Below are 21812 nucleotides of genomic sequence, written 5' to 3' on the forward strand. Positions count from 1 at the left end.
CACCAAGGAGGCAGATCGTTGACAGCCGTCATCGCGTTCATGACCCTGCTACTACGACCCTCACCCCGGCCGAGGTGGTCCCTAGCAACTGGCAACACCCTGGTCCCATCGTGGTGGCAGGTGACAACAAGACGTTCGGAGAGGTCCGGCGGGTGCCGGGTCGGCACGGCTACGACCACTACGTCCCGCGTCGGATCCCGCGAGCCCTCGACCTCGATCAGCGGACGGTGCGCAAGCTGTCAACCGCGGACCGTGCCCTCGGTCGGCTGAACAGCCATGACCAACCCATGACCAACCAGTTCGTGAGACAACCAACGGGCTGGTGGTCAGGGCTCGTCGGACGCGATGATCGCCTCGCGCAGCGCGCCGGCCACGTCGGGCGACGCCTTCCCCGTGATGGCCTGTGCGATCTCCCGCAGCTGTGCGACTTGATCCCGGTCCAGGACGTCGAAGACGAGGCGCCGTGCCTCGCGCACGTGTCCGGGGCGCTGCCCCTTCCACGAACGTCGTGCCGTTCTCGGTCAGGGACAGCTCCGTGCACCGCGACTCGCCGGTGATGACGAGCCCGCGCTCCTCCAGCCGGCTACGCCGCGTGCGACAGCCGTGACAACGATCCGCCGGCCAGCTGGGCGAGCCGGGTCATCTGCAACCGGCAGCCAGGCGCTCCCGAGAGCTGGGACAGGATCGAGTACTCGAAGAAGTTCACGCCGGAGTCCCGCTTGAGCTGCGCGTCGATCGCGGTCGGGACGCTCATCAACATCGCCATCAGGGACATCCATGCGATGCCGCTCGTCGCGATCGAGCCACTCCGCGAGCAGCGAGCTCGCCGACCTCGCCGAGGACGGGTGGACCACCGCACGACCCGCCACCAGGGTCGTCCGCCGACACATCGGCGCAGACCCCCTCCCCGCCTCCACCTGGCAGGCAGCGATCACCAGCGGGTTCACGCCTGAGGAGCAGCGCTCGCCCGAGCAGCGCGACGCACTCGGCCTCGCCCAGACCCTTGCCGACGAGCTGCGCCTCGCCGACGGCGCGATCCTCGCCCTGCCCCTCTACGACTGGGGCGTGTCCCAGCACGCCGATCCTGCTGGTCGTCACCTCGACGTTGAGCGCCCACGTCGTCGGACGGCGGGCCACCGGGATGATCGTCGCCGGCAACACCGCGATCGTCGGGCTCGCCGCGGCGATGGCCGGCAACGGCGCCGCCGGGGTCGTGCTGACCGCCGGCGTGTACCTCCTCCTGCAGGGCGTCAGCGTCCTCGGCGTGGTCAGCGAGCAGCGCCACAAGGCGGCCCGCCTCCAGCTGGCCCAGGCGCACACCGAGCTGCGGGCCACCACCGCGTTGCTCGACGTGAGCAGCCGCACCGCCGAGCGGCTGCGCATCTCGAGGGATCTGCACGACGTCATCGGCCACCAGGTGACCGCGCTGGCGCTCGAGCTCGAGGTCGCCAGCCACCACGCCCAACCGCCGGCGTCGGCGCACGTCGCCCGGGCTCGGTCGATCGCCAAGGACCTGCTCACCGACCTGCGGGCCACCGTCGGGGCGCTGCGCGACACCGTGCCGGAGCTCGCGCCCGCCCTCGAGGCGGTGACCGCCGACCTCCCGAGCCCCCGCGTCCACCTGCAGGTCGAGGAGGGCGCGATGGTGGGTGAGGATCGCCGCACCGCCGTCGTCCGGTGCGTCCAGGAGATCGTCACCAACGCCATCCGCCACTCCGACGCCGACAACCTGTGGATCGACGTGACCGTCGACGGCGACGGTCGGCTGGTGCTGTCCGCGCACGACGACGGGCGTGGGGCGCGCGACCTGGCCGCTGGGCAACGGGCTGACGGGCCTGCGCGAGCGGGTCGAGGCGCTCGGCGGCCAGGCCAGGTTCAGCGGCGGCGACGGGTTCTGCGTCGTCGCGACGGTGCCGGCGCCGTGATCCGCGTGCTCGTCGTGGATGACCAGACCCTGGTGCGCCAGGGCATCCGCAGCCTGCTCGAGCTGGCCGACAACGTGACCGTCGTGGCCGAGGCCGACGACGGTGACGCGGCGCTCGAGGCGGTCGAGGCGCACCACCCCGACGTGGTCCTGCTGGACCTGCGCATGCCCGGCCGCGACGGCATCGCCACCATGGCGGCGCTGCGGGACCGGGGGGTGGAGGTGCCGGTGCTGGTCCTGACCACCTTCGACGACGACGACCTGGTGCTGCAGGCCATCCGCGCCGGTGCGAGGGGGTACCTGCTGAAGGACGTCACCCTCGAGCAGCTCGTGGGTGCCGTCCGCACCCTCGCCGCGGGCCAGACCCTCGTGCAACCGGCGATCACCGATCGGCTGCTGCGCGCTGCGCGCGGGCTCGGCACCTCGGCGGGCAAGGAGGGGCCGATGACCGCGCCGGTCGACCCCCTCACCCCCCGCGAGCTCGAGGTCCTGCGCCTGCTGGCCAGCGGGTACGCGAACCGGGAGATCGCCACCGCCCTGCACCTCGCGGAGGGGACGGTGAAGAACCACGTGTCCAACGTCCTCCTGAAGCTCGGTGTCCGCGACCGCACGCGGGCGGTCATGCGGGCCCTGCACCTCGGCCTCCTCGGCGACCCCGACCGGTAGGCACGCTCGGGAGAGCCGGGGTCGATCGCCGCGTCAGGCGGGGTCCGGCCGGGGCCGGTAGCGCATGGCCACCGCACCGGACCGCAGCTCGCGGCGATCGACCAGCTCGAGCTCGATGCGCCCGCGCAGACCGGCGAGCAGCGTCGGCCCGTGGCCGGCGAGGACGGGCTGGACCAGGAACTCGTACTCGTCGATCAACCCCGCGTCGGCGAGCGCCGCGGGGAGCGTGACGCCACCGACCCACAGCCCCTCGCCCGGCTCCTCCTTCAGCCGTCGGACGGCCTCGACGACGTCGCCGCGCACCAGGTCGGCGTTCCAGTCGACCTCGTCGAGCGTGCTCGACACGACGTGCTTCCGCGCGCGGTCCATGCCCTCGGCGAACGGGGTCTGCCACTCCTCGACCCAGTCCGGCCACGCGCCGCTGGCCGGCCGCCGCCACGCCGACTCCATCATCTCATACGTCACGCGGCCGAAGAGCAGCGCGTCGGCCCGCTCCACCTCTGCGGTCCAGTACCGCATCGACTCCTCGTCCGGGGGCAGCCCCGCCTCGTGGTGGCAGCAACCGTCGAGGGTGACGTTGATCGAGTAGCGGAGCGGTCTCATCTGTGCAGGCCCTCTCGGATGTCGGCGTCTCCGGCTCACATGACTCCGGTGACATCGTGTGCGGTGGCGCAGGATCGGGCGAGACCCTCGACGAACCCGATGTGCACGGCGTGCCGCATCGCCTCCTCGGACGTGAAGTGCGCGGTGACCTCCATCGCCGTCCGCGACCCTCCGGCGTCGGAGATCTCGACGGTGATCTCGGTCACGTCGAGCCCGTCGCTCGTGAAGGTGAACCGCAGGAGGTGGGGCGGGACGACCTCGTGGACCGTCCACCGGCCTCGCACCTCGCCAGCCGGCGTCTGCACCGTGATCTCGACGCGTCCGCCCGGGCGCAGATCGTGGTGCTCCACCGCCATCGGCATCCCGGGTGGACCCCACCACCGGGCGAGCGCCAGCGGGTCCGAGAACAGCGACCACACCGCCTCGGCCGGGCGATCGAACTCGGTGACGACGACCGCCGCCCGAGCCGCGCCGTCGATGCGTGAGCGCACGGCCGGCCTCATCGCTCGCCCCCTCCGTCGAGCACGTCGTGCATCCGCTCGACCCGCTCGTGCCACTGGTCGCGGAGATCGCTGAGGGCCTGCTGGACCTCGTCGAGGGCGTCCGGGCGGGCCCGGACGAACCGGTGCCGGTGCGCGGGTCGCTTGACCACGAGTCCGGCCTCTTCGAGGACCGCCACGTGGCGCTGCACGGCGGCGAAGCTCATCGGGTACGCGGCGGCGAGATCGCCGACCGAGCGCTCCTCGCGCATCGTGCGCGCGACGATGTCGCGGCGTGTCGGGTCGGCGAGGGCGCGCAACCGCCGATCCACTCGATCGGCATCTGCGGTCGGACCTGATACAAGCATCTTGTTGTATGATAACTCGGCATGCGCATCGTGTTCATGACGTTCACCTCCCTCGACGGGGTCACTCAGGGTCCTGGATCCCCCGACGAGGACACCAGCGGCGGCTTCGACCGGGGCGGGTGGTTCGTCCCCTTCCTCGACGACACCTTCCTCGGCATCGTGGAGGGCTGGGCGGACGCCGCCGACGCGTACCTGTTCGGCCGTCGCACCTACACCGCGTTCGCCGAGGCGTGGCCGAACATGCCGGACCCCGATGACCCGGTCGCCCGGAGCCTCAACGGCTGCCACAAGTACGTGGTGTCAGGCACCTTGGACGACACGGAGGCCACGTGGGGGCCGGCGACGGTGCTCCGCGGCGACGTCGTCGCTGCGGTCAGGGCGCTGAAGGCGCAGACGGGCGGGGAGCTGCAGATCCACGGCAGCACCACGCTGGGCCGTTCGATGCTCGATGCCGGGTTGGTCGACGAGCTCCGGCTCGTCTGCGCCCCCGTGGTCGTCGGTGACGGCCGCCGGCTCTTCGAGCGGTCCGATCACGCCACCGGCTTGCGCCTCCTCGATCTGGCTGCGACGCCAGGCGGTCTCGCCGTGCAGACCTACGCCGTCGACGGACCGGCGACCACCGGCTCGTACCATCCCGCGGCTCGGTCCTGACCGGTGCGCCGCGCGCCGCGGGCGTGCTCGCGCTCAGTCGATCGGGACGACGTAGGAGTCGACCTCGGCGATCCGGCCGTCGCGGAAGGTGAAGATGTCGTTGTAGGCGAACTCGACGCGTCCGGCGCCCCGGTGGTGCGCGACGCCGGTGCCCGCGGTGACGACGACGCCCTCGGCCTCGATGGTCCGCTCCACGACGAGCTCCGGGCTGCCCTCGTCCGAGGGGTTCTCGATCTCGTCGTCGAACTCGGCCTTGCCGACCGTCGTCCGGTGCCCGTGGATGCGCCACACGACGTCATCGGTGAGGCAGTCGAGGATCGCCCGGTGGTCGCTCCGGCGGAAGCCGTCCATGTAGCGGTCGACGAGATCGGTCTGGGTGGTCACGTCAGGTCTCCGGTCTCGGTGGTCAGATGGTCTGGAGGGCGGTGTCGAGCCGGTCGAGGATCCCGGCGAGGCCGGTCGCGGCGTGCTCGGTCTGCAGCTCGGGTGGGAGCCGGCGCTGGTTGACCACGACCCGGGTGCCGGTGCTCGTCGGCTCGAACCGGATGTCCGTCGTGATGCCCGTCAGCGGTTCGAGCATCGACAGTCGGGTGGGCGGCTCCACCACGTCATAGCGGAACCGCAACCGCCGGCTGGTGCCGTCCGCACCTCGCGTCTCGAGCTCGAAGCCGCCGCCGACCCGCAGGTCGACCGAGACCGAGCCAGGCCGGACCGTGGCGTGGTGCCCGCCCCAGAACGCAGCGAGGTGCTGCGGCGTGGTGAACGCGAGCCAGACCAGATCGACATCCGCCTGCAGGTCTCGGATCGCGATGAGCTCGTCCCCGTCGAGGCGGGTGCGTGCGGTCATCGCGCTTCCCCCTCCTCGAGGGCCGACAGGTGCTCGTCGAGGCGGCTGAGCCGCGACTCCCACTCCCGCTGCTGCTCGGTGATCCAACCAGTCAGCTCCTGGAGGCGCTCCAGATCCAGGCGGCACGGCCGTCGCTGCCCATCCACGCGCTGCTGGATGAGGCCACACCGTCGAAGGACGCCCACGTGGCGGGAGATGGCCTGGTGCGTCAGGTCGAACGGTGCGGCCAGCTCGCCGACGGTCGCCTCCCCTCGAGTGAGGCGGCTGATGATGGCCCGGCGGGTCCGGTCCCCCAAGGCAGCGAACGCTGCATCCAGCTCCGCGTCTCGGTCTGCGTCGGCGGGTGCGGGGACGACCATCGGTCCGACACTATCTGCAACTGATCACTTGTGCAACGGATAGCTTGCAGACCATCGTCGAGTTGATCGGATTCGTCCAGGTCGACGCGATTCGCTGAGCGCGGCGTCGCGGGTCGTGGACGCATCGGGTGCGAGGCTGGCGGCGTGCGCAGGCTCCTCCCGCTGCTGGCCCGATTGGTCGCCCTGTTCCTCTACCGCCGCCTCGAGGTCGCCGGCCGGCAGCACGTGCCGGCGGGCCGACCGGTCCTCATCGTCGCCAACCACGCCGGCGGGTTCCTCGACCCGCTGCTGCTGGCCGCCGCCCTGCCGCGGGCGCCACGGTTCCTCGCGAAGGCCACCCTGGCCCGCATCCCCGGCGTCGGTCCGCTGCTGCGCGTCCTCGGCGTCATCTTCGTCCACCGCCGCGTCGACGGGCCCGCCGGCACGGCCAACGAGGGTGCGTTCGCGGCCGCACACGCGGCGCTGGTCAGCCGTGACCTCGTGGCGATCTTCCCCGAGGGGACGACCCACGACCGGCCCCACCTCGAGCCGCTGCGGACCGGTGCCGCCCGCATCGCCCTGGGTGCCCGTGCAGCCGGGGCCACCGACCTGGTCGTCGTCCCGGCCGGGCTGACGTTCACCGACAAGGTCTCCCTGAGGGCCAGCGCGCTCGTGCAGTTCGGCTCGCCGCTGGCGCTCGACGACCTCGCTGCCGCGGACGTCGGCGTGGACGACGTCGAGGCGGTCCGCGCCCTCACCGCGCGGTTCGAGCAGGCGCTCGAGGCCGTCGCGCCCGACTTCCCCGACGTTGAGACGTGGTTGGCGTTCGACCAGGCGGCGGAGATCGCCACCCGCAGCCGACGACGGCTCGAGCCCCCGCTGGCCGAGCGCGCCGCACTGGCACGCCGGCTCGGCACGGTCCCCGAGGCCGCCCAGCGGGCCGTCCGCGACTCGGTCGGCCGGTACGCCACCGTCCTGGCAGGCCTGCGCATCGACGACCGGGACGTCGTCGCCCCGGTGGACACCGCCGGGGTGGCACGACGTGCCGTCTACACCGGCGTGCTCATCGCCGTGCTGGGCTCGCTCGTCACCGCCACCGCGGTGGTCAACGCGATCCCGGCGCTGCTGGTCGCGGCCGTGTCGCTGCTGGTGACCCGCCCGGTGTCCAAGGGCACCGTCCGGGTCCTCGTCGGGCTGGTCGCGTTCCCCGCCTCGTGGGGGACCGCCGCCGCGCTGGCGGTCGACGGTGCCGCGGCCATCGCCTGGCTGGTCGTGGTGTTCATCACCGGTGCGGTCGCGAGCCTGGTGCTGCTCGACCGCGCGGGGTCGCTCGTCGGCGCGCTGCTGCGCTGGCGCCTGACCCGCGAGCGGATCGCGACCCTGGGTGACGCGGCGGTGCTCCGCCAGCAGGTGGTGGACGCCGTGTACGCCGCCGAGGGGATGTCGTGACCGAGCACGTGGCGTGCGGCGACTGCGAGCGGATCCGGCCCGGCTCGTTCGCCCAGCCCGCCAACACGGTCAGCAGCCTGGCGCTGGCAGCCGTCGCCCCCGCGATCTGGCGGGGCGCGCGGCGCGCCGGCGACCGGCCGTGGCAGGTCGTGGCCGCCACCACGTTCGCCGCGGGGGTCGGCAGCGTCGCCTACCACGGCCCCGGCGGCCGCGTGGGGAAGGCCGTGCACGACGGCGCGGTCGCCGCCCTGGCCGTGTCGCTCGCGGCCGCCGTCGGCCACCGTCCCCCCGCCCATCGGTGGCCTGCCGCCGTCGGCGTGCTCGCCGGCGCGCTGCACGCGACCAGCCGCACCGGCGGCTCGTTGTGCCGCCCGGACTCGTGGCTGCAGGGCCACGCGGCGTGGCACGTCGCGGCCGCCGTGGCGGTGGCCGGCGCCGCCCGGTCGGCCGTCTCGCCTCAGGGGGGCTGAGCGGTTCAGGGGATCAGGTCCTGCCGGCCGAGCTTCCGCAGTTCGCTCCACAGCGCCTTGCGGGCCCGCCGCGCCCCGCCGTGCTCGCGCACCCGCTCGGCCATGCGCACCAGCGCCGCCTCGATCACGTCGGGGCGCGGCGACCGTCCGCGGAGGCGCACCTCCTCGAGCCACTGCACCGGGGTCGCGTGACCCCGCTCGCGGTTGCAGCGCGCGCAGGCGGCGACCTCGTTCTCGAGCCAGCTCGGCCCGCCCTTGACCCGCGGGATGACGTGCTCGCGCGTCGGCGGCGTGCGGTCGTCGAACGGCCGGGCGCACCACACGCAGCCGTCGCCGTCGCGCACCACGATCACGCCCAGCCGGGCGCTCGAGGACAGCTGGTCGCCACCCGGCGGGGTGCCGTCGCGCGTGGGCATGGCCAGCACCGTCCCCCTCGCCGGTGCTGTGGAACCCCTCGGCCTAGCCCGAGCACGCCCCGGAGTCAGCCCCGTCGAGCGCGGACATCACCGCGTCGTCGACCGGTCCCGCGGGGATCAGCGCCACCTGCTCACCGCAGCCCTCGACCGCGGCGGCGCTCTCGGGCGGCACCTGGTCGCCGACCGCCAGCAGTGGCGCGTCCAGGTCCGCCGCCAGGCCCGCTGCCGGCAGCCCGAACGCCCAGCCGGACGGCGTGGTGGCGTCCAGGACCAGGTACGTGCGCGGCCCCTCCTCCGCCTGACCCCATAGCTGCGCGGCGATCTGCCGGGCGGTGTCGAACCGGGTGTCGCCGGCGGTGCGACTCGCCCCGGGCAGCTCGTCGAAGTCGGCCGACAGGGCGGCGGACCCCCCGAGCAGGTGGGTGACGTCCGGCTGGTCGTCGTCGACCCAGGCGGCCACGGCGGGGTGCAGGGCGTCGGACGTCGTCAGCACCACGGGCGTGCCGGTGTCGGCGGCCCACCCGCCGCCCGTCACCGAGTCCGCCCAGGCCGCGGTCGGGTTGCCCTCGGGGCCGAACGCGCGGGCCAAGGCGATCTCGCCCGTGTCGCCGTAGCGCTCGCGGGCTGCCGTGGCGATGGCCGTGGAGGTCTCGAAGCGGGAGGCGCCGGCCAGCCGCTCGACGTCGTAGCCCGCCGCGGACAGCTCGTCGACGACCGCGGTCGAGATCGCCGACTCGCCGCCGAGGACGTACACCGTCCCGGAGCGGCCGAGCACCCGGTCGACCTCGCCGGCCACCGCCGGGTCCAGCGACGCGGTGGGGGTCAGCAGCAGCGGGCCGTCCTGGGCCAGGACGGCACCGGACAACGCGTCGGCGAACCCCTCCACGGTGGCGATGACCACGTGCGACGCAGGGGCGCCATGCGTCCCCGCACCCCCGGCCCACGCGCCGCCGAAGTCCGGCGAGGGCGGGAAGCGCTGCTGGCTCACGTCGACCGCCGCCGCGGCGGGTTGCGGCGGGGACGCGCACCTGGTGCTCGCGCAGCGCACCACCACGAGGTCGCCGTCCGGCTGGTCGTAGGAGGCGACCACCAACCCGCCATCCGGCGTGGTGACGATGTCGGCGAACAGCCCGTGCCCCGGACCCCCGCGCGACGGCGTGGAGGTCGAGGAGCCGCCGCAGCCCGCGTCGGCGCAGTCGACCACCTGGAGCTCGCCGCTGGGCTGGTTGAACGCCACGACGGGGTGCCCGTCGTCCGCCAGGGCCATGTCCCCCTGCACGACGGCGAAGTCCTCGGTGGCGCTGAGCGTCGTGGTCGAGGCCGTGCCGCACCCGGGGTCGCCGCAGCGGGCGACCACGATGCCGGAGGGGTCCACGGTCGCGAGGAGGATCGTGGGCACGCCGTCGGCGGTGACGACGACGTCCTGCACCGACGCCGCACCCACCGCCGGCCCGATGTCGAGCGCGTCCCGCTGGGCGCTCGTGCACCCGGGGTCGCCGCAGGTGACGACCACGGTCTGCGCCGCGGCGGTGCCGTCGCCGGCCACCCCGTGGACGACGACCGGGTTCCCCTGGGGGGTGAGGGCCATGGCCACCGTCCCGACGGCGCCCTCTGCGGTGACGACGACGGGGCTGTCACCGCTGCAGGCCGGGTCGTCGCAGTCGACGACGACCGCGACCCCGTCGTCGGGTCCGGACCAGGCCAGGATCGGGTGGCCGTCGGCACCGATCTGCAGGTCGAGGGCGAAGGCCGAGGAGGTCGTGGCGGGGAGGAACGTCCGGGTCGCCGGACCCGCGCAGCGCGGATCGCCGCAGTGGAGGACGACGACTCCCTCCGCCAGGTCCGGCGCGTCCTGGCTCGCGAGGGTGTGGTAGGCGACGATCGGGTTCCCCGCCGGGTCGAGGGCGATGCGCGGGGCGAGGCCGGTCCGGCCAGCGGAGTCCGGCACGCTCGCGGGCTCGGTGCCGCCGCACACCGGGTCGTCGCAGTGGAGCACCCGCAGGTCGTCCTGGTCGCGATCGCGGTGGGCGATCACCGGGTTCCCCGCCGCGTCGAGCGCGATCGCGGGCGACCAGCCGACGTTCCCCCCGGTGTCAGGGGTGGTGACCTCGGTCTGAGCCAGGGCCGCACCCGCCGTGACGAGGAGCAGGATCCCCACGAAGCCGGCCACGAGGGGTCGTCGGGCTGCGGCTCTGGACGTCGGTGTGCTGGTCATGCCGCGCTCCTCGCTCGATCCCCGCTCCATCCCGACGGGATCGTAGGCAGGGCGCCGACCCGTCCCTCCGGTGTCGTTAGCCCGTCGTTGGTGCCACGCGGCCCTCGACGCCTGTCGTCGCCTGGGGCAGGATCCCCCACACCGTCGACCCGCGAGCACCACCCCCGGAGGACCACATGATCGAGCAGCTGAAGGCGGCCCTCGCGAAGGGGGTGGACGGCCTCGACGACCGGCAGGCCGAGCAGGCGGCGCGCACCGCGGTCGACTTCATGAAGGACCGCCTCCCCCCGCCGATCGCCGACCGGCTGGAGGAGCTGGTGGACGGCGACGGGGAGGGCGACGTCGACTTCGGCCAGCTCGGATCGACGATCAAGGGGTTCCTCGGCCGCTGATCGACCCGGCGGGAGGGGCGCGGGAGGGCCATGTGATACTCGGGCGCCATGACCTCCTCCACCCCCCTCGTCGATGCGCTGCACGACCTGGCCACGATGATGGCCGAGCCGGTCACCGTCGAGGGCCTGCTCGACCGCGTGGGCCACTGGACCGCCGAGGTGCTGCCCGTGGACGGCGTCGGCGTGCTCGTCCGCCAACCCGACGGGCACCTCTCGGTCGCGACCGCGAGCAGCGAGACCGGTCGACGGATCGAGGAGCTCGAGGCGCTGCTGCAGGAGGGGCCGTGCTCCCGCGCGTTCCTGGAGGGGACGCAGGTCCTCACACCCGACCTGCGGGACCACGTGGAGGAGTACCCCGAGTTCGCGCCGCGGGCCCTCGAGCTCGGCGTCCGCTCGATCCACGCGGTGCCGATGCGGGCCGGGTCCGCGATGATCGGGGCACTCGACCTCATCGCGCGGGACGCCGTCCGGCTCGACGCCGAGCAGCTGGCGACGGCCCAGCTGCTCGGCGACGTCACCGGCGCCTACCTGATGACGAGCCGGATGCTCGGCGAGGCCACGGAGCTGGCCTCGGCCCTGCAGCACGCCCTCGACAACAGCACGGTGATCGAGCAGGCCAAGGGCGTGCTCGCCGAACGGCACGGCGAGGCGCCGACCGCGGCCTTCGAACGGCTCCGCGGCCACGCCCGCGCCAACCGCATCAAGGTGGCTGACGTGGCGGCCGGGGTGGTGTCGGGCGAGCTGAGGCTGTAGGGCCGACGTCGCCGACCTCGGCGATGGTCAGCGCACGTCCCGCTCGACGTCGGCGTTCCAGTCCCGCTTGACCGCGCGCCACGCCTCGTCGGTCATGGTCCGGCGCCAGTACCCGGACGCCGACAGCTGCGCCCGGTCGAGCCCGCGGTCGGCCAGCAGGTGGCGGCGGACCCCGCGGACCTCGCCGGCCTCGCCGTGGACGAACGCGTCGACCCGTCCCGCGGGCCACTCGAGCGCCCGGACCGCGTCGAGGAGCAGGTCGGCGGCGGCCGCCGAGCCGACGCGGTGGCACCAGATCACCTCGAGGTCGCCGGGGCAGTCGAGCGGCACCTCGTCGGCCGGCCCGTCGCAGACCAGCACCGCGGTCGCCCGCCGGCCGGCGGGCAGGACCTCGAGGGACGCCGCGATCGCCGGCAGCGCGGACTCGTCGCCGACCAGCAGGTGGAAGTCCGCGTCCGGGTCGGGCCGGTACGCGCCGCCCGGCAGGGACACGACGACCCGGTCACCCGGCTGAGCCGATGCGGCCCACGGACCGGCGACCCCCTCGTCGCCGTGGACGACGAAGTCGATCGTCAGCTCCCCGGCGGCCGCGTCCCAGCGCCGCACGGTGTAGTGGCGGTGGATCGGCCAGCGCTCCGGGGGGTGGCCGGCCTTGACCGACTCGACGTCGAACGGTGCGGCGTAGGGGGCGTCCGCCGGCGGGAACCACAGGACCAGGTACGCGTCGGTGAACCCGTTCGGTGCCCACCCCCGCAACCCCTCCCCGCCGAGGACGACCCGGACCATGTGGTCGCTCAGCCGCTCGGTGCGGACGACCGTCCCGTGCGGCGTCGCCATCACGCCACCTCCGGCGCGGTGGAGCGGCTGGCGGCGAAGTGCAGCGCGACCGGTCGGCCGCCGACGTCCACGACCTCGACGTCGTGGTCGAAGACCTCGCGCAGCACCTCGCGGGTCACGACCTCGCCCGGGCGGCCGTCGGCGACGACCCGCCCCTCCCGCATGGCCACGATCCGGTCGGCGTGGTGGCTCGCGACGTTGACGTCGTGGAGGACGACCACGACGGTGCGGCCGTGCTCGTCGGCCAGCCGCCTGACGACGTCCATCGTCTGGGCGGCGTGGCGCAGGTCGAGGTTGTTGAGGGGCTCGTCCAGCAGCACGTGCGGCGTCTCCTGGGCCAGGACCATCGCGATGAACGCCCGCTGGCGCTGCCCGCCGGACAGCTGGTCGAGCCGACGTCCGCGGAACCCCTCCAGACCCATCGCCGCGATCGCGGCGTCGCAGGCGGCGCGGTCCTCGTCACCGAGGTGCCCGCCGGTGTGGGGGTGGCGGCCGAAGGCGACCAGATCGGCGACGGTGAGGCGGACCGCGACGTGGTTCTCCTGGCGCAGGATCGACAGGCGGGTGGCGATGGTCCGCGAGTCCGTCGTCGCGACGTCGTCCCCGTCGACCAGCACGCGGCCCGCGTCGGCGTCGAGCAGCCGCCCGGCGATCGACAGCAGCGTCGACTTGCCGGCCCCGTTCGGACCGATCAGGGCGACCACGCCCCCGTCGGGCACGACGAGGTCCACGGCATCGACCACCGTCGTGTCGCCGTACCGCTTGGTGACGCCCTCCATGCTGATCACGTGCGTGCCTCCCTGAGCACCAGGACGAGGAAGACCACCCCGCCGACGAAGCTGACGACGATGCTGGCGCGGGTCTGGAACGCCAGCAGCTCCTCGAGCATGAACTGCGCCGCGACCAGCGTGGTGACGCCGAGCAGCGCGGCGGCGGGGATCGTGACCCGGTGCCGGAACGTGCCGGTGACCTGGTAGGCCAGGTTGGACACGAGCAGCCCGAGGAAGGTCACCGGCCCCACCAGCGCCGTCGGCACCGCCACCAGGATCGCCACCGCGACCATCGTCCGGTCGACGACGCGGCGGTGGTCCACACCCAGCTCGACCGCCAGGTCCCGGCCGAGGGCGACGACGTCGAGGGTGTCGGCCATCCGCCACACCGCCGTCAGCGCGATCGCCATCACCGCCACGGCCACGACCAGCAGCCGGTCGTCGACGCCGGCGAAGTCGGCGTAGAAGCGGTCGACGAGGATGGTGAACTCGCTCGGCTCGATCAGCCGGATCACGAGGGCGCTGAGCGAGGTGAACACCGCGCCGAAGACCACGCCGACCAGGAGCATCCGGTGCAGGTCGGTGGCGGTGCGGCGCAGGAAGACCCGGGTGAGGGCGAGGGTGAAGCCGATCAGCACCAGCGCCTCGCCGAGGAACCGCACGCGCACGTCGATCTGGAGGAACACGAGGACGCCGAGCAGCCACGCGGCGGCGGACTGGATCAGCTCGTAGAGGCGGTCGAGGCCGATGATCGAGGGGGAGAGGATCCGGTTCGCCGTGACGGTGTGGAAGATCACCGTCGCGACGCCGAGGCCCGTCCCCATCAGCGCCATGGCCGCGAGCTTCGTGCCGCGCAGCCGCAGCGCGAAGGACAGCGAGCCCTGCAGGTCCCACGTCATGAACAGCGTGGCCATCGCGAGCGCCAGGACCGCGAGCCCACCCAGCACCAGGCCGGCCGGCCTGCGCCGCGACCCGCGGTCCTGGGCTGCGGCCGGTGTGCCGACGACACCGGCGGGGGAGGGGCGTTCAGCCATCCCGGCCCCGCAGCAGCATGGACAGGAAGATCGTGCCGCCGACGACGCCGGCGACCGTGCCGACCGGCATCTCGAAGGGGTGGCGGATCGTGCGGCTGACCAGGTCGGTGGCGAGCAGGAACACGGCGCCGCCGATCGCGGTCAGGGGGATCACGCGCTCGAGGCGGTCGCCGTGGCGCATCGTCACGAGGTTCGGCACCACCAGGCCGAGGAACGGGATCACGCCGATCACGACCACCACGACCGCGGTGACCACGGCGACCATCGCCAGGCCGAGCAGCACCGTGCGGGTGTGGTCGACGCCGAGGTTGACCGACACCTCCCGCCCCAGGGAGGCGATCGTGAACCGCTGGGCGTAGAGCCAGGCGACCACGCAGACGACCGCGACCAGCCACAGCAGCTCGTACCGCCCGCGGATGGTGGCCGAGAAGTCCGCGTTCGTCCAGCTCGCCAGGGTCTGCAGCAGGTCCCAGCGGTAGGCGACGAAGGTCGTGATCGCCATGATGACGCCGCCGAGCATGATGCCGACGAGGGGCACCATGACGAGGTCCGCGAAGCGGATCCGCTCGATCAGCCACAGGAACAGCCCCGTCCCGAGCAGCGAGGCGATCGCGGCGATCGCCATCTTCACCCCGATGGGCGCGCCCGGTGCGGCGACGGTCGCGATCAGGAGGCCGAAGGTCGCGGACTCGAGGGTCCCGGCCGTGGAGGGGGCGACGAACCGGTTGCGGGTCAGCGCCTGCATGACCAGACCGGTCACGCCCATCGCCGCCCCGGCGAGGACGACCGCGACGGTCCGCGGCAGGCGCGCGGTCCACAGGACGGTCAGCTGCGCCTCGTCACCCCGCACCAGACCGACGGGGTCGACGGCGCTGACCCCGACGAAGATCGAGGTCAGGGCCAGGACGACCAGGGCGGCCAGGCCGAGCGGGATCGCTCGTCCGACTCCAGCCGGACGGCGATCCGCCGCGGTCGTCGTCGCCACGCCCGCTAGCCGAGTGCATCCTCGACGTCGTCGAGGATGCCCTGGACGCCCGGGATCGAGTTGAACGCCAGGTACCAGTCGGCCCCGTCCACGTAGTGGATCTGCCCCTCCACAGCGGCGGGGGTCTGGGCGACCAGGTCGTTGTCGAGGATCGCCTCGGCGCTCTCCGCCCCCTCCTCGCCGATCGCCGCGGAGCGGTCGATCACGAACATGACGTCGGGTTCGGCCTCGAGGATGAACTCGAAGGACACCGCCTCGCCGTGGGTCTCGTCCCGGGCGAGCGACTCGTCGGCCGGGGCGAAGCCGAGCACGTCGTGGACCAGTCCGAAGCGCGACCCAGGCCCGTAGGCGGACACCTCGGTGCCGGCGGTCAGCACGACCAGCGCCTCGCCGGCGTCCCCGGTCTGCGCGGCGATCTCCTCGATGCGCCGGTCCATCTCGTCGAGCTGGGCGGCGACCTCGTCCTCGACCCCGAAGATCTCGCCGATCTGGGTGTGCCGGTCCCGGAAGGCGGTCATGAAGTCGACGTCCTCGGCGAAGGTGAGGTCGACGGTCGGCGCGATCTCGCTCATGTCCGGGTACGTGGCGGAGGAGCGGGTGGCGACCAGGATGAGGTCGGGCTCGAGGGCGTTGATCGCCTCGTAGTCGGGCTCGAAGGCCGTGCCGACGGGGGCGAAGTCGGGGTTCTCCGCGACCTCGGCGTAGCCCGGCGGCAGGGGCGTGCCGAGGGACCCGAACGCGTCCGGGGTGATCCCGAGGGCATCGAGGGACATGAGGACGCCGAGGTCCATCACGACGACGGTCTCGGGGTCCACCGGCACCTCGTCGGTGCCGGAGTAGTGCTCGATCGTGACGGTCCCCCCGTCGGCCGCCTCCTCCTCTGCGGGTTCGGTCTCCTCTGCGGGTTCGGCGACCTCGGTCGAGGACGTGTCGTCGGCGCCGCCGCAGGCGGAGACGACCAGGAGCAGGACGGCGAGCAGGCTCAGCAGGGTGCGTGACATGGCGGGGCACCCTACGCTCCTTAGGACAACCTAACCAAATCTGTGTCTCAGGGGCGATCGGACGTACAGGGTGCACTCGCCGTCCTCGTCCGCGAACGTCCCCCGGACCGCGAACCCCGCCGCCGCGAGCGCACGGCACGACGCGACGTTCGCCGCGTACTGCGATGCGCACACCTGGGTCCAGGCCGGGTGCAGGGGGAACACGGCTCGTTGAGCCAGCGGTGCAGCAGCGGCAGGTCGTCGTCGCCCAGGCGGCGGAAGCCGAGCTCCTCGGTCGTCGCCACGACCCCCCCGTCAGGCACGGGACCGCGCCCACGCCAGGGCACCCGGTGCCATCCCCTTGAACTTCGGCACCTCGTGCAGCTCGGCGACCAGCAGCGGCGTGCCCGACGGGAGGTGGTCCTTCAGGGCGTGGTAGACCCGCGACCGCGACTGGTCGCTGTCGAGGAACGCGAGTCCGGGGGCGAGCGGGAACACCTCGCGCCACGGCCCGTCGGGGTCGCTCGCGAGGACGTCGTCGGGATGGTCACCCGCGACGTGGGCGAGGAAGAGCATCGGCTGGCTCCTGGCCGGAGGGGTGCGACGCCATCATGCCCGCCTGACGCCACCAGGACGTCACCACTCCGCTGCCCGTCGGGTGCCAGGCTCTGACCATGCGCCACCTGATCGTCCTGCCCCTCCTCCTGCTGGCGGCGGCCTGCGCCCCCGCGCCGACCGGCGCCACCGCGGCCACCCTGCCCGACGCACCGGACTGCCCCGTGCTGCCCGCGGACTCGGTCTGGAACACCCCGGTCGACGACCTCGACGTGCACCCCCGCTCCGCGGACTGGGTGGCGGCCATCGGCGCGGACGATCCGATCCACCCCGACTTCGGCTCCGGCACCTACGACGGCGGGCCCATCGGCATCCCCTACGACGTCGTCGACGCCGACACCGAGCGGGTGCCCGTGACGTTCACCTACGCCGACGAGAGCGACCCCGGCCCCTACCCGATCCCCCCCGACCCGAGCATCGAGGGCGGCCCCGACGCCGACGGCGACCGGCACGTCCTGATCGTGGACCGCGACACCTGCACGCTCTACGAGCTGTTCGACGCCCACCCGCCGGCGGCAGGGGAGGGGTGGACCGCCGGATCGGGTGCGGTGTTCGACCTGAACTCGAACGACCTGCGGCCGGAGGGCTGGACCTCGGCGGACGCTGCCGGCCTGCCGATCCTCCCCGGCCTGGTCCGCTACGACGAGGTGGCGAGCGGGGTCATCGACCACGCGATCCGGATCACCGCGCCGCAGACCGACCGGTCCCACATCTGGCCCGCCCGCCACCAGGCGGGGGCGGCGGACGACCCGAGCCTGCCGCCGATGGGCGCCCGGTTCCGGCTCTCGGCGGCCATCGACCCCGCGGACTTCCCCGACCAGGTCCGCCCGATCGTCGTCGCGCTGCAGACCCACGGCGCGATCCTCGCCGACAACGGGTCGCCGTGGTTCATCTCCGGCGTCCCGGACGAGCGCTGGGCGAACGACGACCTGCGCACCCTCCGCGAGATCCCCGGGTCGGCCTGGGAGGCGGTCGACACCGCGCCGCTGCAGGTCGCCGCGGACTCCGGGGCGGCACGCCAGGTGGGGGAGGGGCCGGACACCAGCCTCCGGGACGGCGGTCGTCTGGCCGGCCCGACCCGGATCGACACGGCCATCGCCATCTCCCAGCGGCAGTTCCCCGCGGGGGCCGCGACGGCCTATCTGGCGCGCGCCGACGTCGTCGTCGACGCGGTCGCCGGCGGCGTGCTCACCGACGGCCCGATCCTGCTGGTCCCGAGCTGCGGGACGCTCCCGCCGCAGGTCGCCGAGGAGATCGCCCGCCTCGACCCCGCCCGGGTGCTGGCGCTCGGCGGGGAGTCGGCGGTGTGCCAGGCCGTGCTCGACGCCGCCCGGGGCTCCTGAGCGGGGTCGCACCCGCACGCCGTCCCGTCAGCGGGCGTCCGGCGGGTCGTCGCCGAAGGGCAGGCGGACCGAGTCCGGGTCGCCGACCACCACGCGGGTGCGCCGTCGCCACGTCGTGGTCCTGACCTGCTCGACGGCGATCGGCAGCCCGCCGAGCTGACGGCGGGCGATGAACCCGACCGACCGGAGCGGGACCCCGACGACGTGGACGCCGACGACGTCAGGGGCGCGGGTGATGCCGTCGGGTGTCACGACCCACCGCCGCATCGTCCCGCGGATGGCCGCCGGGCCGCCCTGGGGGAGGTGGAGGACGACGCCGGTCAGGTGGCTGATCTCCACCCGACGTGCGCGCCCGATCGCCGACGGCGCGCGCCCCCGCGCCGGCGACCGCCGCCGCCACCACCTCATGTCCGCACGCTACGCCTCACCGGGAACCGGGTCGATGGTCCCGTCGGGAGCGGGACCTCGGACCCCTCCCCCTCCTCGTCCGATCGGACACGATGGGCAGACGACGAGACACCCCGGAGGCGACATGGCCGAGCTGTACGAGATGACCGTCGACGAGTGCCTCCGGTTGCTCCAGTCGCACCCGACCCACGTGGGGCGGCTGGGCTTCACCACCGAGGACGGGCCGACCGTCCTGCCGGTCAACTACCGGGTCGTCGGGGGCGAGATCGTCTTCCACACCGACGCCGGCTCGATGTGGAGCGCGGCGATCATGAACGAGCGAGTCGCCTTCGAGGTCGATGACGTCGATCCCGCCTGGCAGGAGGGGTGGAGCGTGCTGGTGCGCGGCAAGGCCCGCGAGGTCCGGGACAGCGAGGAGCGCGCCGGGTTGACCGAGCTGCTGCGGTCCTGGGCCGACCGGCACAGCCGCACCGTCGCGGTCACCCCCGCCAGCATCACCGGACGTCGGATCGTCTGACCTCGTCGTCGGTCCGGTCGGCTCCAGCGACCCGCTCGGCGACGTCCACCGCGCCGCGGAGGACCTCCTCGGCCAGGAGGTAGACCGACTGCCGGCGGGCACGGGCGGCGGCGCGGAGCGGCTCGAAGGCCTCGTCCGGCGTGACCGCGAGGCGGGCGGCCAGCACGCCCTTCGCCTGCTCGACGACGACCCGGTTGCGGAGAGCCCGCTCGAGGTTCTCCGTCAGCTCCAGCCGGTCGGAGTGCATCCGCGCGTTGGCGAGGGACAGCGCGGCCCGGCCTGCGAGGTCCTCGGCCAGCGCGAGGTCGGTGGGGCCCAGTCGCCGGTCAGACGTGGTGGTCATCAGGATCAGCACGCCGAGGCGCTGCTCGCGGGCGACGAGCGGAGCCGCCAGCGCCGACGTCACCTCGAGCGCGGACAGCAGCGAGCGGTGCTCGGCGTCCTCGGCGGCGGCGACGGCGGCGGTCCAGTCGACCTCGGCGGTCACCGTCGCCTCGCCCTCGCGCCACAGGGCGATGAGCCCCTCGTGGGTGACCATCTCCGAGCGCGCCGCGAGGTGCTCGACGACGGGCTGGCGATCGGGGTCGGCGTGGGCGATGGCCGCCACCCGCAGGGCGTCGCCGTCCCCCAGGCACACCGCGCAGATGTCGGCGACGGCGGGTACCGCGAGCCGGGCGACCTGGTCCATGACCTCGGTCGGGTCGAGGGAGCTGATCAGCAGCGCGCCGGCGTCGGCCAGGAACCGCTGCTGGACGAGGACCTCCCGGAGCTGGTCCTCCACCCGGATCCGGTGCAGGGCCTGTGCGCACATGTCGGCCAGGCCCTGGATGAACTGCATCGTCGGCGCGTCGACCTCGCGCCCCTCCTCGGCGAACCCGATCGAGAGGATCCCGACCGCGCTCCCGTCCGGCGCGCGCAGGGGGGCCACGACCATCGAGGCGGGCATCGGCACGTCCGCGAGGACCGGGTAGCGGCGGTCGAGCTCGGCGCGGCTGCGGGTCACGAACAGCTCGCCCGTGCGCACGACCTCGCTCGCCGGCAGGTCCGCGGCGACGTCCACGTCCCCGTACACCTCGACCACCAGCGGGTCCACGCCGGCGGTCGCGATCATCCGCAGCTGGTCGCCGGACTCGTCGACGACCATCACGGCGACCCGCTGTGCCGAGAGCTCCTCGGCGCTCGCGTCCACCACCTCGCGCGAGACGGCCTCGGTGGACCCGGCGGTGCTCAACCGGCCGGCGATGGCCACCAGGCGCTCGAGGCGGTCCCCCGCCCTGTCGACCGCTCCCCCGTCCCCGACCGTCTGACCCACCTATCCCCACCTTCCGTGCACCCGACCTGACGCTGTGAAGTCTAGGACTGCGCCGTGCCACCGCACCCGCCCCGATGGCCTGGCGTACGCTGCCGCGGTGGACGAGCGGGCGGCGCTGCGACAGGCCGGTGCGGCGGCCCTGGCCGTGAACGCGCCGGCTTCGCCTGCGCGCATCGACGCGATCGCCGATGGCCTGGCCGTCGAGGCCCCCGGCACGGTCCTCGACGTGGGCTGCGGCCGCGGGGACCTGCTCCTGCGCGTCCTCGCCGCCGCGCCCGGCACGCGCGGCATCGGGGTGGACCTCGACCGGGCCGCGCTGGATGCCGCCCGCGATCGCGCGCGCGAGGCGGGGCTCGCCGGACGGGTCACCTTCGCCGAGGCCGATGCGGCGGAGTGGGAGGGGTCCTGTGACGCCGCGATCTGCGTCGCGTCCTCGCACGCCTTGGGCGGCACCGCCGCGATGCTGCTGCGCCTGGCAGAGCTCGTGCCGAGCGGCGGGTTGGCGCTCGTCGGTGACGGCGTGTGGGAGCGGCGGCCGGACGCCTGGCACCGGGAGGTGTTCGGCGACATGCCCGACACCGACCAGCTGCTCGAGTGGGCGGCCATGGAGTCGTGGACCGTCGAGGACGTGGACCGCTCCACCGCGGAGGAGTGGGACGCCTTCGAAGCCGCGTGGACCGCCGGGGTGGAGGCGGTCGGGACCGACGCCGCCCGCGCCTACGCCGCGGAGCGCCGCGAGGAGTACCGGCGCTACCGGGGCGTCGTCGGGTTCGCCTGGCTGGTGCTGCGCCGCACCTGATCGCCCCGCCCGCCGGAGCTTGATCAGCGGACGCCGTCGCAGGGAAGGGTGCGCGGGTAGCCGCACAGATCGGAGCAACGCATGCCATCGACCATCCGACGGATCATCGCCGGCGCCGCCGCCGGGGTGATCGGCACCGCCGCCATGGACGCGGTGTGGTACCGCCGCTACCGCCAGGGCGGTGGGGATGCCGGTCCGGTCGAGTGGGACCTCTCGACCGGATCGACGGGGTCCTTCGACGAGGCCTCCACCCCCGGCCAGGTCGGGGAGGCGGTGGCCGAGGCCATCGGCGTGGACCTGCCCGACGACGCGGCCGGCGTGACCACCGACGTGGTCCACTGGCTGACCGGGATCAGCTACGGCGTCGGGCACGCGCTGCTGCACGACGAGCGCGGCGTGGTCACCGGCGGGCTCGCCACCGGCATGACCGCCTTCCTCAACAGCTACCTGACCCTCGGCGCCGCCGGCTTCTACCAGCCGATCTGGGACTACGAGGCGGAGGAGCTCGCCAAGGACCTCGGCGCGCACCTGGCGTACGGGCTGGCCGCGGCGGCGGCGTACCGGGTGCTGCGGCGCCGAGGCTGACCAGACGGCCATCCGTCCGTGGGTCGGCCGGCCACGTGACCCGGCCCCCGTGCGGG

The 21812-nt window shown here is 73.8% G+C and carries 28 protein-coding genes and 2 pseudogenes; 12 read left to right on the forward strand and 18 right to left on the reverse strand.

What is annotated here, in order from left to right:
* Positions 1-326: 326 nt before the first annotated feature.
* Positions 327-476: a hypothetical protein gene (locus ACEQ2X_RS14175; protein WP_370326474.1), complete on the reverse strand. Its 150-nt coding sequence runs from the start codon at positions 474-476 to the stop codon at positions 327-329.
* Between the two features lie 107 nt (positions 477-583).
* Positions 584-766, reverse strand: coding sequence for a hypothetical protein (locus ACEQ2X_RS14180; protein WP_370326475.1), 183 nt, complete (start codon positions 764-766; stop codon positions 584-586).
* 420 nt (positions 767-1186) lie between these two features.
* Here ACEQ2X_RS14180 and ACEQ2X_RS14185 point away from each other — a divergent pair.
* Together ACEQ2X_RS14185 and ACEQ2X_RS14190 are read left to right on the forward strand one after the other, a co-directional pair.
* Positions 1187-1789: pseudogene (locus ACEQ2X_RS14185) on the forward strand (sensor histidine kinase); the annotation flags it as partial.
* Between the two features lie 132 nt (positions 1790-1921).
* A complete protein-coding gene (locus ACEQ2X_RS14190; protein WP_370326522.1) occupies positions 1922-2590 on the forward strand; it encodes a response regulator in 669 nt (222 codons plus the stop codon).
* A gap of 33 nt (positions 2591-2623) precedes the next feature.
* Here ACEQ2X_RS14190 and ACEQ2X_RS14195 read toward each other — a convergent pair whose 3' ends face one another.
* The 3 genes from ACEQ2X_RS14195 to ACEQ2X_RS14205 are packed head-to-tail and all read right to left on the reverse strand — an operon-like array spanning position 2624 to position 3992.
* Entirely contained in the window at positions 2624-3193 is a 570-nt protein-coding gene (locus tag ACEQ2X_RS14195) for a dihydrofolate reductase family protein (RefSeq protein ID WP_370326476.1), read from the reverse strand.
* Positions 3194-3228: 35 nt separating this feature from the next.
* A complete protein-coding gene (locus ACEQ2X_RS14200; protein ID WP_370326477.1) occupies positions 3229-3684 on the reverse strand; it encodes an SRPBCC domain-containing protein in 456 nt (151 codons plus the stop codon).
* Between the two features lie 8 nt (positions 3685-3692).
* Positions 3693-3992, reverse strand: a complete 300-nt coding sequence (locus ACEQ2X_RS14205; protein ID WP_370326478.1) for an ArsR/SmtB family transcription factor — start codon at positions 3990-3992, stop codon at positions 3693-3695.
* A gap of 69 nt (positions 3993-4061) precedes the next feature.
* On the opposite strand from ACEQ2X_RS14205, the gene ACEQ2X_RS14210 reads away from it, so the two are divergent.
* Entirely contained in the window at positions 4062-4691 is a 630-nt protein-coding gene (locus ACEQ2X_RS14210; RefSeq protein WP_370326479.1) for a dihydrofolate reductase family protein, read from the forward strand.
* Positions 4692-4724: 33 nt separating this feature from the next.
* On the opposite strand, the gene ACEQ2X_RS14215 is transcribed toward ACEQ2X_RS14210, so the two are convergent.
* Genes ACEQ2X_RS14215 through ACEQ2X_RS14225 form a run of 3 tightly spaced genes read right to left on the reverse strand, consistent with a single transcriptional unit; the run spans position 4725 to position 5897 of the window.
* Complete coding sequence (locus ACEQ2X_RS14215; protein WP_370326480.1) at positions 4725-5075, reverse strand: nuclear transport factor 2 family protein; 351 nt, start codon at positions 5073-5075, stop codon at positions 4725-4727.
* A 22-nt stretch (positions 5076-5097) separates the two neighbouring features.
* A complete protein-coding gene (locus ACEQ2X_RS14220; protein WP_370326481.1) occupies positions 5098-5538 on the reverse strand; it encodes an SRPBCC domain-containing protein in 441 nt (146 codons plus the stop codon).
* Positions 5535-5897, reverse strand: a complete 363-nt coding sequence (locus tag ACEQ2X_RS14225) for an ArsR/SmtB family transcription factor (RefSeq protein WP_370326482.1) — start codon at positions 5895-5897, stop codon at positions 5535-5537. The genes ACEQ2X_RS14220 and ACEQ2X_RS14225 overlap by 4 nt, the downstream gene beginning before the upstream one ends.
* A gap of 144 nt (positions 5898-6041) precedes the next feature.
* Between ACEQ2X_RS14225 and ACEQ2X_RS14230 the strand changes: the two genes are divergently transcribed.
* A complete protein-coding gene (locus ACEQ2X_RS14230; protein ID WP_370326483.1) occupies positions 6042-7325 on the forward strand; it encodes a 1-acyl-sn-glycerol-3-phosphate acyltransferase in 1284 nt (427 codons plus the stop codon).
* On the forward strand, positions 7322-7795 hold the full coding sequence (locus tag ACEQ2X_RS14235; RefSeq protein WP_370326484.1) for a hypothetical protein: 474 nt from the start codon (positions 7322-7324) through the stop codon (positions 7793-7795). Before ACEQ2X_RS14230 ends, ACEQ2X_RS14235 begins: the two co-directional genes overlap by 4 nt.
* A gap of 5 nt (positions 7796-7800) precedes the next feature.
* Here ACEQ2X_RS14235 and ACEQ2X_RS14240 read toward each other — a convergent pair whose 3' ends face one another.
* Together ACEQ2X_RS14240 and ACEQ2X_RS14245 are read right to left on the reverse strand one after the other, a co-directional pair.
* Positions 7801-8211: an HNH endonuclease gene (locus ACEQ2X_RS14240; protein ID WP_370326485.1), complete on the reverse strand. Its 411-nt coding sequence runs from the start codon at positions 8209-8211 to the stop codon at positions 7801-7803.
* 43 nt (positions 8212-8254) lie between these two features.
* Positions 8255-10426, reverse strand: coding sequence for a cell wall-binding repeat-containing protein (locus tag ACEQ2X_RS14245; protein WP_370326486.1), 2172 nt, complete (start codon positions 10424-10426; stop codon positions 8255-8257).
* A 176-nt stretch (positions 10427-10602) separates the two neighbouring features.
* On the opposite strand from ACEQ2X_RS14245, the gene ACEQ2X_RS14250 reads away from it, so the two are divergent.
* A complete protein-coding gene (locus ACEQ2X_RS14250) occupies positions 10603-10818 on the forward strand; it encodes a hypothetical protein (RefSeq protein WP_370326487.1) in 216 nt (71 codons plus the stop codon).
* 48 nt (positions 10819-10866) lie between these two features.
* The gene (locus ACEQ2X_RS14255; RefSeq protein ID WP_370326488.1) at positions 10867-11571 is read left to right on the forward strand and encodes an ANTAR domain-containing protein; all 705 of its coding nucleotides are present in this window, start codon (positions 10867-10869) and stop codon (positions 11569-11571) included.
* 27 nt (positions 11572-11598) lie between these two features.
* Here the strand turns inward: ACEQ2X_RS14255 and ACEQ2X_RS14260 are convergent, their stop codons facing one another.
* The 6 genes from ACEQ2X_RS14260 to ACEQ2X_RS14285 form a co-directional block, all read right to left on the reverse strand.
* Positions 11599-12408: a siderophore-interacting protein gene (locus tag ACEQ2X_RS14260; protein WP_370326489.1), complete on the reverse strand. Its 810-nt coding sequence runs from the start codon at positions 12406-12408 to the stop codon at positions 11599-11601.
* Positions 12408-13196, reverse strand: a complete 789-nt coding sequence (locus tag ACEQ2X_RS14265; protein ID WP_370326490.1) for an ABC transporter ATP-binding protein — start codon at positions 13194-13196, stop codon at positions 12408-12410. Before ACEQ2X_RS14265 ends, ACEQ2X_RS14260 begins: the two co-directional genes overlap by 1 nt.
* Positions 13193-14212, reverse strand: coding sequence for an iron chelate uptake ABC transporter family permease subunit (locus ACEQ2X_RS14270; protein WP_370326491.1), 1020 nt, complete (start codon positions 14210-14212; stop codon positions 13193-13195). The genes ACEQ2X_RS14265 and ACEQ2X_RS14270 overlap by 4 nt, the downstream gene beginning before the upstream one ends.
* Positions 14205-15197, reverse strand: coding sequence for an ABC transporter permease (locus ACEQ2X_RS14275; RefSeq protein WP_370326492.1), 993 nt, complete (start codon positions 15195-15197; stop codon positions 14205-14207). Before ACEQ2X_RS14275 ends, ACEQ2X_RS14270 begins: the two co-directional genes overlap by 8 nt.
* A 5-nt stretch (positions 15198-15202) precedes the next feature.
* The gene (locus tag ACEQ2X_RS14280) at positions 15203-16198 is read right to left on the reverse strand and encodes a siderophore ABC transporter substrate-binding protein (protein ID WP_370326493.1); all 996 of its coding nucleotides are present in this window, start codon (positions 16196-16198) and stop codon (positions 15203-15205) included.
* Positions 16199-16492: 294 nt separating this feature from the next.
* Positions 16493-16753 carry a hypothetical protein gene (locus ACEQ2X_RS14285; protein ID WP_370326494.1) on the reverse strand — a complete coding sequence of 87 codons (261 nt, stop codon included), beginning with the start codon at positions 16751-16753 and terminating at the stop codon, positions 16493-16495.
* 98 nt (positions 16754-16851) lie between these two features.
* On the opposite strand from ACEQ2X_RS14285, the pseudogene ACEQ2X_RS14290 reads away from it, so the two are divergent.
* A pseudogene (locus tag ACEQ2X_RS14290) lies at positions 16852-17814 on the forward strand (hypothetical protein); the annotation flags it as partial.
* On the forward strand, positions 17815-18135 hold the full coding sequence (locus ACEQ2X_RS14295) for a cell wall-binding repeat-containing protein (protein WP_370326523.1): 321 nt from the start codon (positions 17815-17817) through the stop codon (positions 18133-18135). It abuts the pseudogene before it with no gap.
* 27 nt (positions 18136-18162) lie between these two features.
* Here the strand turns inward: ACEQ2X_RS14295 and ACEQ2X_RS14300 are convergent, their stop codons facing one another.
* Positions 18163-18543, reverse strand: coding sequence for a hypothetical protein (locus ACEQ2X_RS14300; RefSeq protein ID WP_370326495.1), 381 nt, complete (start codon positions 18541-18543; stop codon positions 18163-18165).
* 124 nt (positions 18544-18667) lie between these two features.
* Here ACEQ2X_RS14300 and ACEQ2X_RS14305 point away from each other — a divergent pair, with 124 nt between their 5' ends.
* Complete coding sequence (locus tag ACEQ2X_RS14305; protein WP_370326496.1) at positions 18668-19060, forward strand: pyridoxamine 5'-phosphate oxidase family protein; 393 nt, start codon at positions 18668-18670, stop codon at positions 19058-19060.
* Here the strand turns inward: ACEQ2X_RS14305 and ACEQ2X_RS14310 are convergent.
* Positions 19038-20372, reverse strand: coding sequence for a GAF domain-containing protein (locus tag ACEQ2X_RS14310; protein ID WP_370326497.1), 1335 nt, complete (start codon positions 20370-20372; stop codon positions 19038-19040). The two genes, ACEQ2X_RS14305 and ACEQ2X_RS14310, sit on opposite strands and share 23 nt — an antisense overlap.
* Positions 20373-20469: 97 nt before the next feature.
* On the opposite strand from ACEQ2X_RS14310, the gene ACEQ2X_RS14315 reads away from it, so the two are divergent.
* Complete coding sequence (locus ACEQ2X_RS14315) at positions 20470-21171, forward strand: cyclopropane-fatty-acyl-phospholipid synthase family protein (RefSeq protein ID WP_370326498.1); 702 nt, start codon at positions 20470-20472, stop codon at positions 21169-21171.
* 81 nt (positions 21172-21252) lie between these two features.
* Entirely contained in the window at positions 21253-21756 is a 504-nt protein-coding gene (locus tag ACEQ2X_RS14320; RefSeq protein ID WP_370326499.1) for a hypothetical protein, read from the forward strand.
* Positions 21757-21812: the final 56 nt, after the last annotated feature.

It is taken from the genome of Euzebya sp., assembly GCF_964222135.1.
Lineage (GTDB): Bacteria > Actinomycetota > Nitriliruptoria > Euzebyales > Euzebyaceae > Euzebya.